Source organism: Alkalibacter rhizosphaerae, from assembly GCF_017352215.1.
Taxonomy (GTDB): Bacteria; Bacillota; Clostridia; order Eubacteriales; family Alkalibacteraceae; genus Alkalibacter; species Alkalibacter rhizosphaerae.
Genome location: NZ_CP071444.1, coordinates 18,271 through 35,736, shown reverse-complemented (window position 1 = coordinate 35,736; position 17,466 = coordinate 18,271). Strand labels below are relative to the sequence as shown.

Here is a 17,466-nt window from a genome sequence, read left to right as displayed (position 1 = left end):
TGGTGACACGTACAGCTTTTATTTGGTTATACCCTCTTTTTTTGGATCCATGTGCGGACGAAATGAAATCCCCACATTCCTAGAAAAGCCCAAGTCATTCCAAAAACAAAAGCAATCACACCTGTTACGATGGTAAACCAATTTTCCGTAGTTTTTCTAGAAGTCTTGTACAAAGATAATGCTGAATAAAACAACAAGGCACCCAAAGCACCGAATGGGATGATCAATTCCAACTTTGGCGTTGCAAAGAAAAACGCCACCAGCAAAAGCACCGCTCCCGATATCAAATTGGACCCTCCCGTCCTGGCACCGAATCGGTATTGTGCCGCCAACCCTCCAGCTCCATGACACATAGGAAAACCACCAAAAGGAACCGCCAATAAAAGCATGCTGCTCATGCTTAATAGAAGTTTCTTTTCTTCCACTTTACGATCCAACAGATCTGAGATCAAAAGTGCGGTCGCCAATACGGCATTCCCCAGCGTCAAAGGTATTTGCGGAATCGTTGCTTTGGTGATTCCTACCAGCGTTTCTCCCCAGAGTGGCCATTGAAAGCTTGGCAGAGTCATGATGGAGATACCGGGCGATCCATGACGGAATACTCCTACCGCTACACCCAAGACAATAATGACCAATGCAGAAATATCCAGTTTTTTTGAGAGAGTATAGAATAAAACGATAAAGATGGATATCAATCCAAGGATCCAGTCCTCCCCTACCATAATTAGGGCTTGCCGCATCAAGGTCAATGCCAAACCAAGCTGTATCCCTCGAATAAGCGGGATCGGGATATTTTTCTTGATAAGATCCATGGCTCCTGTCACTGCGATCAGCAACAGGACAACTCCCATAACGATACCTGCCCCTGCGATTTCGCCGGGACTCAATCGTTCTGCAATAGCAACGACTCCCATAGCCTTCATGGGCTCTACAGGCATGGGCAGCTTGTAATACAATCCGGTGCCGATGTATGCCAAACCGAAAAAAAACAACATTCGGGATAGATCCATGTCTGTTGCGACGGAAACGCCGACTACTATGGGCAGCAACGTTCCAAAATCTCCTAATGCTCCTGCTGTTTCGTCCAAGGTAAATCGAAAATCCTTTTCTCTCATATCTGGCTTCCTTCTCTTTCATTTATGATTTTGCGATTGATGTAAACAAATATTATTGAAACAAGTGCGGCACCTATGAACAAAACCAACATCCCACTATAGGAACCGGTAGCATCAAAAATATAACCGGCAATTGGAGGGCTTATGGCACCAAACAGCGTTTGACTTACTACCATGTGGGAATAGATCTTGCTATAGTCTTTTGAACCAAAGGTTCGTCTTGTAAACAATGGTCCTGCCACCGATACATAGCTTTGAGAAGCCCCAAATCCGATGATCCCTGCATACAATAAAACACTGACTGCATTTCGGCTACTGTAGATGAATCCGAATCCTGCAAGGACGATAAAAAGCAAACCATACAAGACCCGTTGGAACTGAAACCGATCTGATAAATATCCAAATGATAATTTAAATACTAGATTTCCCAACATGGAGATGGTGATCAAGGTAGAAGCTCCTATAGCTGTCATGCCCAATGATCGGCCGAAACTGGGCAACATGGCCAAAAAACCGTTCATGAACTGCATCATGCCAAAGGTAAGCAAAATCAACCAGAAAGACAAGCTTTTCACTGCTTCCTTTTCCGACATTCCATCCGCTTTCCCATTTGCCGCCTGTACATGGAAAGGATCTTCCGGATCGTAACCATAAGGGTACATACCCTTATCTTCCGGTCGTAGTCGAATGACAAACAAGGATACTGGCGTCACCATTACTATTGCCGACAGGAACAATATGGCTACTGCCGTTTCCCACGGCAAATGGAACAATAAATACCCCATAATGGGACTTATAGCGGCACTTCCAATGGCACTTGAACTCATGGCCAGACTCATAGCCAAACCAAGTCTTTTATAAAACCAATTTCCCACCACCACCGGCACAGTGATCATCACGGACACGCCGACAGCCAAACCAGAAAGAAAACACACCAGATAAAACTGCCACAATTCGGACCACAAGATAAAAGACAGCAAGGCCCCGTTAAAAGCCAGATTTCCTCCAGTCAATATGATCCGAATGTCCACCCGATCCAAAAGCCGACCTGCCAAAGGTATGGTCAGCATGCTTCCGATGCCCATGAAGGTAGAAACAGCCGCCATCTGACCCATTGTGAAGCCATGGGTCGTAGCAACTGGTTCAAATAATTGGCCTATGTTGATATAAAGACCTGCCAGTACGGCAAATTGTACAAAACATCCTATCAAAATAACGATGGCATACCGATCTCCATTTTTCCTATTTATCCTATTCATAGAAGGCTCCATTCATAATGTATGTCAGGTTACAACTCCATGAATTCATGATATCATACAAATAGACGATCACAGAAGAGAAAGGTTGTGAAAACATGAAATCCAGTACTGATTGCATTCATTGTATCCTTAAAAAAGCGGACGCCTTATTTGAGGAGCTTCGACCCGGAGATCCTGATAAAATAGAATTCGTCAAAGATGTTTGCCGATTGCTTGCAGATGCACCGATGGACGCCACGGCTCCAGAACTAAGCAAGATCATGCTGGATCGAATAAAAAAATCCATTAACCCGGACCCTACCTATAAAAAAATAAAGGAAGCATCCAACCGCTATATGCTGGAATGGGAAAGCAGGATCAAAGATCGGATCCTATCCTCAGAAGATCCCATATTAGAGGCCTTACAATATGCCATGCTAGGTAATTTCATCGATTTTGGCGCCATGGAAAAAGTGGATATGGAACAACTTACCGAGATTTTGGAAAAAGGCAACATCAACATTCCGGATCTAACGGCTTTTCCAACGTTTCTTTCCGATCTGAAAAGGGCCGATAAAATGGTTTATCTTTTGGACAATGCTGGAGAGATCGTGTTGGACAAAGTTTTCATGGAGATCCTCATGGATCACTTCCCGGCTCTGGAACTGACGGCCGTCGTTCGAGGAAGCGCCGTTTACAACGATGCGACCATGGAAGATGCGGCATATGTGAGGTTGTCTGATGTAGTACGAACTGTGGACAATGGAGGAGACTACCCGGGAACCCAGTGGGAAGAACTTCCCGAGACCATTCGAAGCCTTATTGACGAAGCCGACTTGATTTTAGCAAAAGGGCAAGGAAATTTTGAATCTTTACAGGGATGCGGAAAAAACATTTTTTATGCATTTTTGTGTAAATGCGATTTGTTCACGTCCCGGTTCGGATTGGAAAAATTCACTGGTGTTTTTGTTCATGAAAAAGGTCCTAGGCTTCTATAACCTCGGACCTTTTCGTATTTCCATCCTTTGTTCGATTTCGCTTCTATTTCAAGTCGAATCGGTCAGCATTCATGACCTTGACCCAAGCATCCACAAAATCTTTTACAAACTCTTCCTGTCCATCGGAGCAGGCGTATACTTCTGCCACAGCCCGAAGTTCGGAATTGGATCCGAAAAGCAGATCTACACGGCTAGCCGTCCATTTCTTTTCTCCAGTCTTGCGATCGAATCCTTGGAAAACCGACCCGTTTTCATCAACTGGTTTCCAAGCCGTTCTCATATCCAGAAGCTGCACGAAAAAGTCATTGGTCAAGACGCCAGGTGTTTCCGTGAACACCCCTTCTTTTGCTCCTTGGAAGTTGGCGTCCAACACACGCATCCCGCCAATCAATGCCGTCATTTCCGGAACAGTAAGACCAAGAAGTTGAGCCTTGTCCACCAGCAGGTCTTCTGTTGACTTTGCATATGCAGGTGACTTGCAATAATTTCTAAAACCATCGGCTTTTGGTTCCAACACATGGAATGATACGGCATCCGTCATTTCATCAGTAGCATCGGTTCTACCCGGCGCAAATGGAACATTGACATCATATCCTCCGTCTTTGGCAGCCTTTTCCACAGCTGCAGTTCCTGCCAAAACGATCAAATCTGCAAGAGACACTCTCTTGTTTCCAGTTTGGGAACCGTTGAAATCCTTTTGGATCTTCTCCAATTCCTCCAAAATTTTCGACAGCTGTTTCGGCTGGTTTACTTCCCAATCTTTCTGAGGAGACAAGCGGATCCTGGAACCATTGGCACCACCCCGCATGTCAGATCCACGATAAGTGGAAGCAGAAGACCATGCCGTATAGACCAACTCGGATACAGAAACTCCACTGTTCAATACTGTTTCTTTCAACGATAAAATGTCACTTTCATCGATCAGATCGTGATCCACTTTAGGTACTGGATCCTGCCAGATCAGTTCTTCTTCCGGCACCTCCGGTCCCAAATATCTGGATACAGGTCCCATGTCTCTATGGGTCAGCTTGAACCAGGCCTTTGCAAAAGCTTCTTCGAACTCCTGCGGATTCTCCATGAAATGTTCACAGATTTTCTTGTATTCCGGATCCATTCGAAGTGCCATGTCCGCTGTTGTCATCATGGGCTTGTTTTTCTTGTCTGGAATGTGGGCGTCTGGAACGGTAGCGGATTTTGGATCGGAAGGATGCCACTGCCATGCACCTGCCGGACTTTTCGCCAGATCCCAGTCGTAACGGAACAGGGTATGAAGATATGAGTTGTCCCACTTTATGGGTGTTGGTGTCCAGGCTCCTTCGATCCCGCTGGTAATGGTATCTTCTGCATTGCCTTTTCCCATTCTGTTTTTCCAACCCAAGCCTTGTTCTTCCAGACCAGCTGCTTCCGGTTCTGCTCCCAGATTGTCAGCGGGACCAGCACCATGGCATTTTCCAAAGGTATGTCCTCCTGCGATTAATGCAACGGTCTCATAATCATTCATTGCCATTCTTGCAAAAGTGTCCCGTATATCCTTGGCAGACGCCAAGGCACTTGGTTGCCCGTTGGGTCCTTCCGGATTCACATAGATCAATCCCATTTGAACGGCAGCCAAAGGATTCTCAAGGTCTCTTTCTCCACTGTATCTTTCTTCTCCGCCCAACCATTCGGTCTCGGCACCCCAATATGTATCTTCTTCTGGTTCCCAAATATCTTCACGGCCACCAGCATACCCAAACGTTTTTAGTCCCATGGATTCTAGGGCGCAGTTTCCCGCCAAGATCATCAAGTCTGCCCATGAGATCTTCTTGCCGTATTTCTGTTTGATGGGCCACAAAAGCCGTCTTGCCTTGTCCAAACTGACGTTGTCTGGCCAGCTGTTGATGGGTGCAAAACGTTGATTGCCTGTATTTCCTCCTCCGCGTCCATCCTGCATGCGATAGGTACCGGCACTGTGCCAGGCCATACGGATCATGAACGGGCCGTAATGACCCCAATCCGCGGGCCACCACTCTTGAGAATCTGTCATTAGTTTGAAAAGATCATCTTTCACTGCTTTCAAATCCAGTGAATTGAAGGCCTCCGCATAGTCAAAGTCTTCACCAAGCGGATTTCTATCTTTCGGATTTTGGTGCAGCATCTTCAAGTTGAGCTGATTTGGCCACCAATCCTTGTTGGAGGTCCCACCTCCTGATTTTCTTGTCATTCCCGTTACCGGGCATTTTCCTTTTTCACTCATTCATGATCCTCCTTGTTTTGAATTTGAAATCATTACAATTTATACCCTATACAGCATCCTCAAAACAAGTCTATCCAGATCATTACCTATTTTATACAAATATGAGGTATTAGATAATGTTCATAAAAATAATCGAATTTTTCTTTAAAATCGACATTGTTCTCATCGATGGACCATTCATAGTGAATACCATACATGTATGTGAAAATATAGTCCGTTATCTCTTTTGGATCCATGTCTTTACGAAAAAAACCTTGGAGAATTCCTTTTGACAGAATATTTTTCATGATCATTTTTTGTACTTTATTCGTATATGGGTAATTCTTGTAATGGGATTCCAGCTGAATCTTCAAAAAAAGGCGAACTTCACCTATGCGGTGAGGTTGAAAAAAATCATTGTACCAATCGAACATGGCTCGAAGCTGCTCTTGTGCCGGAAGAAAGATTCTGTCGTTGTAGTAGTCCAGCAACTGACCTTCCGCCCGTTTATAATCTTTAAGCAACAAATCAGACTTGGACTTGTAATGATGATAAAAGGAACCTTTTGTTACACCCACACTTTTGCAGATGGCGTTGATACTTACCTTGTCGTATCCATCCTTTTGAAACAATTCCATGGCTGCCTGGAGCAGCGCTTCTTTTGTGTCATTCATGTACTCTTCTATTGGAGATCATCCTTTCGTCTGGATCCATTGTTATTATACGATGTGGCTATATTATAACATATTTCTAACTTCTTTAATTGTTTCAAATACTGTAATACTCCTTGTTTTTATTTTTTTATTGACAAACATACCGCGGTATGTTACTTTCTATATACGAAGCATGTCTGCTTTGAAATTTGAAAGGTTGGTGAAATGCATGTCCAAGGAACAGTTGTACAATGAACGAGTGGAAATGTTCAAAACAACGGTCAATCACAAAGAACCCATTCGGGTTCCCATCTTGTCCACCTACGAAACGTGGGTATTCTCCTACGCAAACAGCTATGTAAAAGAATTGGACGAAAATCCGGAAAAAGAGATCGAGATTTACAGCAAGCCTTACGATGACATCTATACTGACGGCATCTATACCAGCGGTTTGGCATTTGATGCAAAAACGGCAAAAATACTAGGCAGCCCAAGCCACTTTATTTCAGAAGATGGTCAAACCGTCCAACACAAGGAATTTACTCCTATGAAAGTAGAAGAATATCCGGAGCTTATCGACGATCCCATGGGCTATTTGTTCAATAAAATGCTCCCTCGAAAACATGAAAAATTCAACCAATCACCTGATGAAATATACGACACATTGAAAGAAGTGTTGGATCACTGGAAAGTCAAATTTGATGTATTTGGAAAATTGGGAGCAACTTGCAAGGAACGTCATGGCTTGCCCATTCTTGCAGGAAGTTTTGCCTATCCCCCTTTGGACATCATTTTTGACTATCTTCGCGGATTCAAAGGAACTTCATTGGATCTTCGACGCAACCAAGAAGAATTGCTTGCGGCTACCCATGCACTGGATGAATTCGCCAATGATTTTTTAGGCATCCACCCTGATACAAAAGAATTACCTGACTTTCCGTATTATGCAACCATGTTTCACATCCCTACTTTTATCAGCAACAAGCAATTTGAAAAATTCATGTTGCCAACCTACATGGGCATGGTTGACAAGATCCATCGTCTGGGTGGGAAAATGATCATGTTTTTGGAAGGCAATTGGGAAGACAAATACGGTTGGCTCAACAGCTTGCCAAAAGATTTTGCCATTGGCTTGATCGAAGAAGATGACATTTTCAAAGCAAAAAAACAGATTGGTGACAACATAACTCTAGCAGGTGGAATGCCCTTGGAGTTGATGCGTTTGAGCAACAAGGAGCGATGCATCGACGAAGCCAAGCGGATCATCGATACCTGTGCACCAGGTGGTGGTTACATCTTTGCCACTTCCAGAGCCCTTCTATCCAACGGCGACGTTAATGTGGAAAACCTGAAAGCGGTAAACGAATTCGTCCATGAATATGGCGTATACAAATAAAGGAGGTCATGAAATGGAAAACGATGTTAAAATCACTGATTTACTGGATCGACTCGAAAAAGAGGAGCTGGATTTTCTGCCACCAGATGATTACGTTCGTAAATCATTCATGGCGTTCATCAAATTCATGATTTTAGGAATATAGAAAAAAGCGGGGGTCTATTTAAGATCCTCGCTCTTTTTCAGCTTTAAGAAAATTTATTTGTTTTATCTTTCCATTAAACACTTCATACTTTGCCTAGTCGAAATGATTCCATCATTTCTCCAGTCAAACTGATCTTCAATTCTTCCGGAGGAATGTCTTTCCGATCCATCCATACCGCCAAGGCCAGTTCATCCTCTTGCAAGGTAATGGCATCATCCCCATCCAATGCTGCAAAGAATCCGGCCAAGATCGTATCGGTAAATGGCCATGGCTGGCTCTTGTAAAACTGAAGGTCTTTGACGCGTACACCCACTTCTTCCATCACTTCCCGATGGACAGCCTCCTCCAAAGATTCCCCTATTTCCACAAAACCTGCCACAAGGGCAAATCTGGTGTGTTCTCTTCCTGCATACTGGGTCAACAACAAACGGTCGCCATCATGTACCCCTACGATAACGCATGGAGAAATGGTTGGATAGACGCGAAAACCACAAGACTTGCAATATAGCATCCGTTCATTTTCTGCATGGGTCGTGGATGCTCCACATCGACTGCAAAACCCGTGATCCTTATACCATCGGCTCAATTGCAATCCAATGGCACCGGCAAAGGATCTCCAATATTTTGGTTCCGAACGAAATCTTCTGCTGCTGACGTAGACCCAGCCTTCCACCTGGTCCAGTCCTTCTTCATCCACCCAGTAATAGTTGATGTCGTCGATTTCAAATAAAAATTGGGCATTATTCTTCAAATCCGGAAATGTTGCATCAAAGTCTGCAAAGGACGGGTACCACAGCTTGGTTTTCTCTTCATGGACCAATACATTTTCTGCATCATACGCTAGAAACAAGTCCTTTGATTCCGCTTTTTTTTCTTTAAAAGCATTCCGAAATACTTTTGGATCTATATCCTGTATCATGGGAACCCTCCTTTCCTTTTTGTTAAGCTTTCGATTTTTTAATGAAGGTGCTTTTTCAATTTCTCTGCCAACTTGGCACTTTGTTCATCATCTGTGACGATTTGGATCTCATCGATTGATGATACCCCTAAATTCAGCTCTACCGCTCGTGCGATCTGCTCCTGTTCAAAGATGGGCGTATTCATGATGGCTTCGTTGCTTCCCAGATGGCGAAGCATGGCGATCCCGACTGCATCCAGTGCGATCCTGTCTCTGGAGACCATCATTACGTTTCCTTTGACCAAATTTCCCTTCATGGGTCCTCCATCGGTAAAGGCATCGATCCCGTCCATCACCGTAAAATCCGGTTCATAGGCCAGATTGATTTCTGCGATCATTTTGCGCATGTGCTCCGAATGATGAAGGGTTTTGAAGTCTTTTGGAACAATGCCAACCCCTAATTTCAAGGACATGCTGAATACACCGCCAAAACCATGAGTTTTCAGGGTACAAGTACTGACTACCACGTCTGCATCCTGTACCGCTCTGGGCAAATGGATCTGATGATCCGGCCAATGAAATCGTTCATCTTTTACCGGGATCCAATCCTCCTGGGGCATTTCCTCAAAGTTGACAAGATCCACTTGAAACTGTTTCGCGATATCGTCCAACCCTTTTTCCTGTATGACCTCCGCCATTATCGCAGGTCCACATCGGTCTCCAAAAGCCATATGGGCAGGTTTAAACGACTGCAATTCCGTCAAGATCTGCTCCAGCGTTTCATTATGAGTGGATCCGGGGGTCGGATCAGCCGTGTTGTAATTGGGTTTCAGAAATATTTTTTTCTCTGCATAGGGCAGCTCCCCCAAATACTGGAAACATCGCTTTACCCCTTCTCTGCGGTCTGTTGTAGCGATTATGTATACTTCTCCTTTATTTCCCATCCATTTTCCTCCGTTCATACACTTTTGTATTGATTATATCATGAAACGATTTCTTGTCTATCGATCAAATTGCAATTCATACAGTACCCGAAAGATCCCGTCCTGCTCCAATAATTGGTCTTTTGTTCCTTCTTCGGCGATCTCTCCGTGATGCATGACGATGATCTTGTCTGCATCGGCAATGGTGCTGATTCGATGTGCTACCGCAATGGTTGTCCGATTCCGACTCATTTTGATGATAGCGTCCTGGATCAGCAGTTCCGTCTCCGTATCGATGTTGGCAGTGGCTTCATCTAAAATCAACATGGATGGATCTGCTGCGACCGTTCTTGCATAACTAAGAAGTTGACGCTGCCCTGCGGAAAAAGTGGCTCCCCGTTCCATGACAGGCGCTTCGTATCCACCTGGTAAACGCCGAATAAAAGTCTCTGCGTTGACCAATTTGGATGCTTGGATGGCATCATCCCGACTTACATATTCTCTTCCCAGGGTGATGTTTTCTTCCACTGTTCCACCAAACAGAAAAACATCCTGTTGGACCACTCCGACGGCTTGGCGAAGCTGTTGTTCATCAAAATTTTTGATATCGATGCCATCGATACGAATGGATCCCCTCTGTATGTCATAGAATCGACTGATCAGATGCATGATAGAGGACTTTCCTGCTCCCGTGGAACCTACAAAGGCGACAAACTCACCAGGTTCGATGATGAAGGAAACATCTTTCAACACCCATTCTTCTCCCTTGTATGCAAACCATACGTGATCAAATTCAACCTTTCCCATCAGTCGATCCACCTGGATCGGATCTGTTTGATTGATGACCGTCCGTTTCTCATCCATCAGAGAAAAAATTCGTCGGGAGCTGGTCAATGCAGATTGGATGACATTGTACGTTTCCGCCAAACTTAAAATTGGATGAAAAAATCGTTGGATATATTCTATATATGCATACAGAATTCCAAAAGTAATGGTTTCACGAATGAAGCCTCCTCCACCATACCACAAAAGCAGTGCGATCCCCAACGAACGGATCAGTTCCACTGCCGGACGATACGTGGCAAAGTATTTGACTTCTCGTTGGGATTCCCTTAAATAATCTCGGTCTGCCTTGTCGAATTCTTGATATACTTTTTCCTCTTGGTGAAACATTTGTATGACATTCATCCCGGACAAATTCTCCGAAAGGTGGTTGTTGATTTTTGACAGGATCCGCCGCTGTTCTTCATACACTTTTTGTATAATATTTCGGAATACAAACGAAATGATCAGGATGGCCGGTGTCAATGCCAGAACCATCAGACCTAGACGAAAATTCATGGTCAGCATGATCAGGATGATCCCAATAATGGAAACGATATTTTGAAACAAACTGGTCAAAACAGAAGTAAACATCTCATTCAGGTTTTCCGTATCATTAGTGATCCGTGTGACCAGGTTTCCCAATGGGTTTGTATCAAAAAATGACATGGATAAACTCATGACGTGATCGTATACTTCTTGTCGCAAATTCAACAATATGGTTTGTCCGGTTTTGTTCAAAACCCAAAAGTGCGCATAATTGGATCCAAAGTTGATCAATACGGTACCCAGATACGTCAAGGCAATGATCCCGATTTGAAATAGTTCTTGTCGGACCGCTCCTTCTTCCATTCCCGGTGATAAATTTACTAAATGATTATCGATGATCCACTGGACCAACCTGGGTTGGGCCAAAGAGGTGATCGTCATCAACAAGATCAACCCGAAAACCAAGAAAAAGGATCTCCAATGAGGATAGGCATATCGAAGGAGCCTTCCCATCACTTTCGTGTTAATCAACTGGCCCCTTTTGTTAATCATGGTTCTGGTCCTCCTTTGTGCGTAGTTTGATGTCCAGTTTTGATTCCAACAACTGATGATCGTTCAAGGTTCTATAAAGTCCTCCCACTTGGTCCATTAAGGTTTCATGTGTTCCCCGTTGTATGATCTTCCCTTCATCCATGACCAGGATCTGATCTGCATTCTTAACAGCGGATATGCGTTGAGAAATCAAAATCAAGCTTTGTCCCAGTTCCCGAAGGTGCTGCAGGATGGCATCTTCCGTTTCCGTATCCACGGCGGAGAGAGAATCGTCCAAAATAAGCAATGGTGCCTGACGCAAATAAGCTCTGGCAATGCAAATACGTTGTTTTTGACCTCCGCTCAAGGTAACACCTCGCTCTCCGACCAAGGTGTCGTATCCCTCCGGCATTGTCAGGATGTCTTCATGGACTTTGGCAAATTTGGCCGCCTCGACGATGACCTGTCGTTGCGCTGCGTCTTTCAATGAAAACGAAATATTTTCTGCCACACTTTTCGAAAAAAGAAAACTGTCCTGGGGAACCGCAGCAATGGCACTGCGAAGTGCTTTCAAACTTAGTTTCTTTATAGGAACACCGGAAAAAAGGATCTCTCCCGCTTCAACGTCGTAAAGTCGTAAAAGAAGATCGATGACCGTAGATTTTCCGCTACCGGTTCTTCCTAAAATGGCTAGACTGGTTCCTGGTTCAACGTCAAAACTGACATTTTCCAAGACCAAAGGAAGATCCTTGCCGTATCGGAAAGAAACATTCCGAAAACTGACGCTGCCATCTGCCTTTTTTAGTGAAAGGGCCTCTCCATCTTCTTTTATTTGCGGTTCCACTGCAAAAATCTGATTCAGGCGATCCATGGAAGCTATGCCCCGTTGAAACATGTTGGCAATCATTCCCAATGCAACCATGGGCCATAATATCATATGAAGATAATGGACGACAGCTACGAAATCCCCCAAGGTGATGACTCCAGTCAGTATCTGTTGGGATCCGTATAAAATAAAAACAACAAAACTGATCCCGGAAAATAAATCGATGACAGGATGGAACAAACCGTTCAACTTGACGAGGTCCATGTTGTTTTTCTTGTAGGTTTCATTCACTTTGGCAAAACTGTTGGATCGAATTTTTTCTACTCCGGAAGCTTTAATGACCCGAATTCCGGATAAATTTTCCTGCACTTCCGTAGTGAGTTTGGAAAATGTATTTTGCACCATTCGTGAACGACGCTGTACCGGTTTGGAGATTCGACCGATCGCCAACGAAATAAAAGGCAGCGCCAATAGCGCAACCATGGATATTTTCATTCCTACCGTAATAACCATCATGACCACCGTCAGCAAAGTCATGAAGATGGAATCAATGATCATCATGATCCCGGCACCCATGGTGTTGGACACCGCTTTCACGTCATTTGTGGCATGGGCCATTAAATCGCCGGTCTTTGCATGCTTGTAGTAATCTGCATCCAAACTCAAATAATGACGGAAAAGCTTGTCCCGAAGCCAGTACTCCAATTTCTTGGCAGTACCGAACAACTGAGTCCTCCATATAAAACGTCCCAATGCGATCATGGATCCAAGACCCATGATCCAAAGAACGGAGACCCAGATCCTGTCGGTCGTCAATTCACCCGTTTGGGCCCAATCGGTAAATGACCGCAAAACTTGTGGGACCAGAAGATTTGCACCATCCACCAGCATTAAAAGCAAGATACCGATAACATATCTATGAACATTTCTTTTTAAAAACGGCATTAGGGTTTTGTATGCCTTCAAGGTTGTCGCCCCTTTCAAAAAAATATGGAGCCCCGGAGAACCCCACTTTGCCGGAATCGATATATCCTTTCCCTGCCCTACCAGTATACTATATTACACCTTGATTTGTTATGCTTTTACATCATCCTCGTCTTTTTTCTTTTCTTTTGATTTTCGGATCGACTTGAAACCTGATATGACATCATTGATTTCTTCTGTGATTCCGTTTTGACGTTGTGACCGGTAATGAAACTGGAGATCTTCCAATCGCTCGTCTATGTTCTTTTCCGCCGTGGTCATGGATTCTATCCTGCTGGTATTTTCAGAAACCAGCGAATAGCAAAAACTTCGATATAGTGTTATGAAAATATACTGGCGCACAAGTTCCGACAACAATACTTCCCGATCCATGGTGAAAGTTGGCAACGTCTTGGATTTCCAGTTCATCTTGCGCGTATCAAAACTGGACAGATCCACTGGAAAAAGCAAGGCGCTTTCTTCTTCAAATCCTGCATGTCCAAGCGGTTTTCCATAATGGAGCCATACACGGTTCAGTCCGTTACCGGCTCCGATGGCATCCATTTCCATCAGTACTTGTTGGACGATGGAAGTGATGCCGTCCGTGGTTTGAGGCACAGATAAAAGTTGATGGATCTGTTGAATGGATTCCAAGCGACGAAATACTTGTTGGCCAATAACGATGACCCGGTTTTTTTCATTGGAACCGATTTGAGAGACTGCATAGTTGGCCATTCTTTCGTTAAAGCGTCCTGCCAGTCCATGATCCGATCCGAAAACAACATGAAGGACGATCCCTGAACTGCCGCTTTCTTCTTCATTTACCAGAGAATCTTCTTCCACAAGGGCAATGTAAAGTGCCATGTCCAACACCTGTCGATAATCCATGGAAGCTTTGGCTGCTTGCTGAAACTGGAGAATATTGGAAGAAGCGTGGGCTTTCATGGTTCGAACGATGGATTTCAAGTTTTCTGCGGAATGGATGCTCTTTTGTAGTGCCTGTAATGTTTGCATCAGACGACCAACTCCTTTAATACGGATCTGATCCGTTCCAAATAATCGGATTTTGTTGTTTCGTCGATTTGTTGATTCTCGTATATGATTTCATTTAGACCAGTGTCTTCCAGGGCAATTTCTCCAACCAGTTTTTCTGCCTTTTCCAGATCATCCAACGGTATATTATCAAAAAGACCTTCCGTCAGCGCAAGAAAAACACCGATTTGCTTTATCACATTCACCGGTTCAAATTGAGGTTGATTGAATATTTTACGGATCCGCTCTCCACGATTTAAGATCTGCTTGGTTTCATCATCCAATTTCGTTCCGAAACTCGCAAATATTTCCATTTCCTCAAATTGAGAATAGGTCAACTTCAATGCACTGGTGATGGATCGATAGGCTGCAAGTTGGGTTTTTCCTCCCACCCTGGATACGGATGCTCCAATGCTTACTGCCGGAATGTTTCCCTTGTTGAATATTTTCGGGGACACGAAAATCTGACCGTCGGTAATGGAGATCAAGTTGGTTGGTATATAAGCCGAAATGTTTTCCGCTTGGGTTTCGATGATAGGTAGGGCCGTCAAACTCCCCCCTCCTAATTCTTCCTTTAAGTGGGTGGACCTCTCTAACAAACGGGAGTGAATGTAAAAAATGTCTCCAGGATATGCTTCCCTTCCCGGCGGCCGTTCCAACAACAAGGAGAGTTCCCGATAAGACCTGGCATGTTTTGTCAAATCATCGTAAATGATCAACACATCTTCTCCCTTGTCCATGAAAAATTCGCCCAATGCAGTAGCTGCATAAGGAGCGACGTAGGACAATCCCGGAGGATCGTCTGCTTGTGCGATCACAAGAATGGTGTGTTCCATAGCACCCGACTTTTCCAACACATCAATGGTTTTTGAAATGGAAGAGATCTGCTGTCCGATGGCACAGTATATGCAGATCACATTTTTATTCTGTTGGTTTAGAATGGTATCGATGGCGATCGCCGTTTTTCCTGTTTGCCTGTCCCCGAGGATCAGTTCCCGCTGTCCTTTCCCAATGGGAACGATGGCATCGATGACCTTGATGCCTGTCTGCAATGGTTCAATGACCGGCGCACGATCCAAAATGGGAGGCGCTTCTCTTTCAATGGAAAATCGATCCGTGCTTTTGATCATTCCTTTCCCGTCCATAGGTTCTCCAAGAGGATTGATAACACGGCCAATGAAACCTCTTCCGACAGGAATATCCGCCACTTCATAGGTTCTCTTCACAACTTCTCCTGCGTGGATCTGATTGTACTCTCCCAACAAGAGAACACCTACTTGGTCCGGGTCCAGATTGAAAGCCATTCCCTTGGTTCCGTTAGAAAATTGGATCAACTCCTGATATTTCACCTTTTTCAAACCATCGACGATGGCGATACCCCGATCCAGGGAAACGACTTGTCCCATTTCCTCCACGTCCATCTTGTTCAGATCTTCAGCAAGTGCATCCTTCACTATTTGATCAAAGCGGTTTAGTTGTTCTTTCAGCATGGTGTCGACTCCTTTACTCTAAAATCTGGCATCAATGGTCTTCAAAATATTCATTTCCATCTGTTCCAAGTATTTCTTTATGCTGATTCGAATCAAATAGGATTCCATCTTCAATTCAAAACCCAACACCAAGGATCCATCGACTGCATATGTCACCTGATTGTAATTGGGGAAAATATGAGCCAGCACATCTTCCAATATTCCCTTTTTTTCCTTGGACAAGGGATTGGCGCTGATCAATTCCAACTTGCCGCTTTTGGATGCAAACAGGTCCTTCTGCTTTTCCGGGTCCAAATTTTTCAAACTCTCCAAAAATACATAAAACAATTTTTCTTCCAAGGCTTCATCGGTTATGTAAGAAAGAATATTGGAAGCCAGGATGACGGAGTTTTTTCCCAATACGGTTTGGATGTCACGCTCCAATGCCCGTTTGTCATCTTCGATTTCTTTCATAAGCGCTTCCCGACGCTTTTCCGCCTCGATTTTATACTCGACAAATAAAGCTTCCCGGGCTTCTTCCGCTTGTTCTCTAGCCTGCCGCATGGCGACTTGTTCCTGAGTAGCAAGAGATGCCATTTTATCCTTGTATTCTTCGATCAGTGCATCGGCTTCTTTCCGCTTGGCCAGAGATTCTTCCATCAAACCGTCGATTTTTGCCTGCCGCTCTTCCATGACGTTCTGAATCGGTTTATAAAAAAATTTCTGTAGAATGAACAACAATACGAAAAAGTTGACCACCATTGCGATTATTTCGAATAGATTTATTTCCATAAGATCACCCGATCACTGCATTCCAGAAAGGGTTGGCAAACAAAAGGATCATAGAGATGACAAAACAGTAGATGGCCGTAGATTCGATCATGGCAAGTCCAACAAACAGCGTTCTTGAAATGGTGTTGGACTCGTCCGGTTGTTGTGCGATGGATCGCAACGCTTGGGCGACTGCATTCCCTTCCCCAATGGCCGGGGCGATGGAACCAATGGCAATTGTCAATCCTGCAATTATGATGGATGTCATTCCGATTATAGTTATAGAATCCATTATTTTTTTCCTCCTTGTATGATTTAGTTGGTATTGGTAGCTGAAGCAATATAAACGATTGCCAAAATGGCAAAAATATACGCTTGAATGGCTCCCGTCAATAAACCGAGCATTTGAATGATCACCGGAAAGAAGAAGGGCACGACCCCAAGCAAAATCAACACGATAATGCTTGAACTCATGACGTTTCCGTAAAGACGTACCGCCAGGGAGATGACCCTGGAAAACTCACTGATGATATTGAAGGGCAGCATAACTACGGATGGTTTGGTATATTGCTTTAAATAATTTTTGATGCCCTGGCTTTGTATCCCAAAATAGGGTACTGCGAAAAACACGCATAGAGCCAGTGCGATGGTCGTGTTCAAAGAACCTGTAGGTGGATTGTACCCTGGGATCAAGGACAACAAGGTGGCGCTCATGATAAACAAAAACAGGGTGCTGACAAAAGGAAAATACTTATGTGCATCCTGATGAGAGACGCTTTTGATTTGATCCAAGATCGTGGCAAATACGGCTTCCAAGACGATTTGACCTTTGCCGATCTTATCTTCCGATGTCAAATTTCTCGTTAAAACAAATCCAAGTATGGCTAAAATCGCCATGGTGACCCAGGCAAAAACCAAGGTCGCCGTGATCCGTATGAATCCCCATTCAAAATAAACGATGCTGCTGGGATCGATGGACATG

At 44.1% G+C, this 17,466-nt stretch carries 16 protein-coding genes; 3 read left to right on the top strand and 13 right to left on the bottom strand.

The window, feature by feature from the left end; translation table 11 throughout:
* Nucleotides 1–26: 26 nt before the first annotated feature.
* Together J0B03_RS00190 and J0B03_RS00185 are read right to left on the bottom strand one after the other, a co-directional pair.
* Complete coding sequence (locus tag J0B03_RS00190) at nucleotides 27–1,115, bottom strand: putative sulfate/molybdate transporter (protein WP_207299890.1); 1,089 nt, start codon at nucleotides 1,113–1,115, stop codon at nucleotides 27–29.
* Nucleotides 1,112–2,374, bottom strand: coding sequence for an MFS transporter (locus tag J0B03_RS00185; protein ID WP_207299889.1), 1,263 nt, complete (start codon nucleotides 2,372–2,374; stop codon nucleotides 1,112–1,114). Before J0B03_RS00185 ends, J0B03_RS00190 begins: the two co-directional genes overlap by 4 nt.
* A gap of 95 nt (nucleotides 2,375–2,469) precedes the next feature.
* Between J0B03_RS00185 and J0B03_RS00180 the strand changes: the two genes are divergently transcribed.
* On the top strand, nucleotides 2,470–3,351 hold the full coding sequence (locus J0B03_RS00180) for a damage-control phosphatase ARMT1 family protein (RefSeq protein ID WP_207299888.1): 882 nt from the start codon (nucleotides 2,470–2,472) through the stop codon (nucleotides 3,349–3,351).
* 43 nt (nucleotides 3,352–3,394) lie between these two features.
* Here the strand turns inward: J0B03_RS00180 and katG are convergent, their stop codons facing one another.
* Complete coding sequence (gene katG, locus J0B03_RS00175; protein WP_207299887.1) at nucleotides 3,395–5,587, bottom strand: catalase/peroxidase HPI; 2,193 nt, start codon at nucleotides 5,585–5,587, stop codon at nucleotides 3,395–3,397.
* Nucleotides 5,588–5,673: 86 nt separating this feature from the next.
* Nucleotides 5,674–6,240 carry a TetR/AcrR family transcriptional regulator gene (locus J0B03_RS00170; RefSeq protein ID WP_207299886.1) on the bottom strand — a complete coding sequence of 189 codons (567 nt, stop codon included), beginning with the start codon at nucleotides 6,238–6,240 and terminating at the stop codon, nucleotides 5,674–5,676.
* A 208-nt stretch (nucleotides 6,241–6,448) separates the two neighbouring features.
* Here J0B03_RS00170 and J0B03_RS00165 point away from each other — a divergent pair, with 208 nt between their 5' ends.
* Nucleotides 6,449–7,615 (top strand): uroporphyrinogen decarboxylase family protein, encoded by a 1,167-nt coding sequence (locus J0B03_RS00165; protein WP_207299885.1) that lies wholly within the window; start codon nucleotides 6,449–6,451, stop codon nucleotides 7,613–7,615.
* Nucleotides 7,616–7,628: 13 nt separating this feature from the next.
* Nucleotides 7,629–7,760, top strand: a complete 132-nt coding sequence (locus tag J0B03_RS12275) for a hypothetical protein (protein WP_256436424.1) — start codon at nucleotides 7,629–7,631, stop codon at nucleotides 7,758–7,760.
* Nucleotides 7,761–7,842: 82 nt separating this feature from the next.
* Here the strand turns inward: J0B03_RS12275 and nudC are convergent, their stop codons facing one another.
* From nudC to J0B03_RS00120, 9 genes are all read right to left on the bottom strand, one after another.
* On the bottom strand, nucleotides 7,843–8,679 hold the full coding sequence (gene nudC, locus J0B03_RS00160) for an NAD(+) diphosphatase (protein WP_207299884.1): 837 nt from the start codon (nucleotides 8,677–8,679) through the stop codon (nucleotides 7,843–7,845).
* A gap of 38 nt (nucleotides 8,680–8,717) precedes the next feature.
* The gene (locus tag J0B03_RS00155; RefSeq protein WP_207299883.1) at nucleotides 8,718–9,602 is read right to left on the bottom strand and encodes a DUF362 domain-containing protein; all 885 of its coding nucleotides are present in this window, start codon (nucleotides 9,600–9,602) and stop codon (nucleotides 8,718–8,720) included.
* A 57-nt stretch (nucleotides 9,603–9,659) separates the two neighbouring features.
* Nucleotides 9,660–11,444, bottom strand: coding sequence for an ABC transporter ATP-binding protein (locus tag J0B03_RS00150; protein ID WP_207299882.1), 1,785 nt, complete (start codon nucleotides 11,442–11,444; stop codon nucleotides 9,660–9,662).
* A complete protein-coding gene (locus J0B03_RS00145; RefSeq protein ID WP_207299881.1) occupies nucleotides 11,437–13,215 on the bottom strand; it encodes an ABC transporter ATP-binding protein in 1,779 nt (592 codons plus the stop codon). Before J0B03_RS00145 ends, J0B03_RS00150 begins: the two co-directional genes overlap by 8 nt.
* 108 nt (nucleotides 13,216–13,323) lie before the next feature.
* Entirely contained in the window at nucleotides 13,324–14,226 is a 903-nt protein-coding gene (locus J0B03_RS00140) for a F0F1 ATP synthase subunit gamma (RefSeq protein ID WP_207299880.1), read from the bottom strand.
* Nucleotides 14,226–15,734 carry an alternate F1F0 ATPase, F1 subunit alpha gene (locus tag J0B03_RS00135; protein ID WP_207299879.1) on the bottom strand — a complete coding sequence of 503 codons (1,509 nt, stop codon included), beginning with the start codon at nucleotides 15,732–15,734 and terminating at the stop codon, nucleotides 14,226–14,228. Before J0B03_RS00135 ends, J0B03_RS00140 begins: the two co-directional genes overlap by 1 nt.
* 18 nt (nucleotides 15,735–15,752) lie before the next feature.
* Nucleotides 15,753–16,505, bottom strand: a complete 753-nt coding sequence (locus J0B03_RS00130; RefSeq protein WP_207299878.1) for a F0F1 ATP synthase subunit delta — start codon at nucleotides 16,503–16,505, stop codon at nucleotides 15,753–15,755.
* A 4-nt stretch (nucleotides 16,506–16,509) separates the two neighbouring features.
* Entirely contained in the window at nucleotides 16,510–16,776 is a 267-nt protein-coding gene (locus J0B03_RS00125) for a F0F1 ATP synthase subunit C (RefSeq protein ID WP_207299877.1), read from the bottom strand.
* A 23-nt stretch (nucleotides 16,777–16,799) separates the two neighbouring features.
* A complete protein-coding gene (locus tag J0B03_RS00120; RefSeq protein ID WP_207299876.1) occupies nucleotides 16,800–17,465 on the bottom strand; it encodes a F0F1 ATP synthase subunit A in 666 nt (221 codons plus the stop codon).
* Nucleotide 17,466 lies beyond the last annotated feature (1 nt).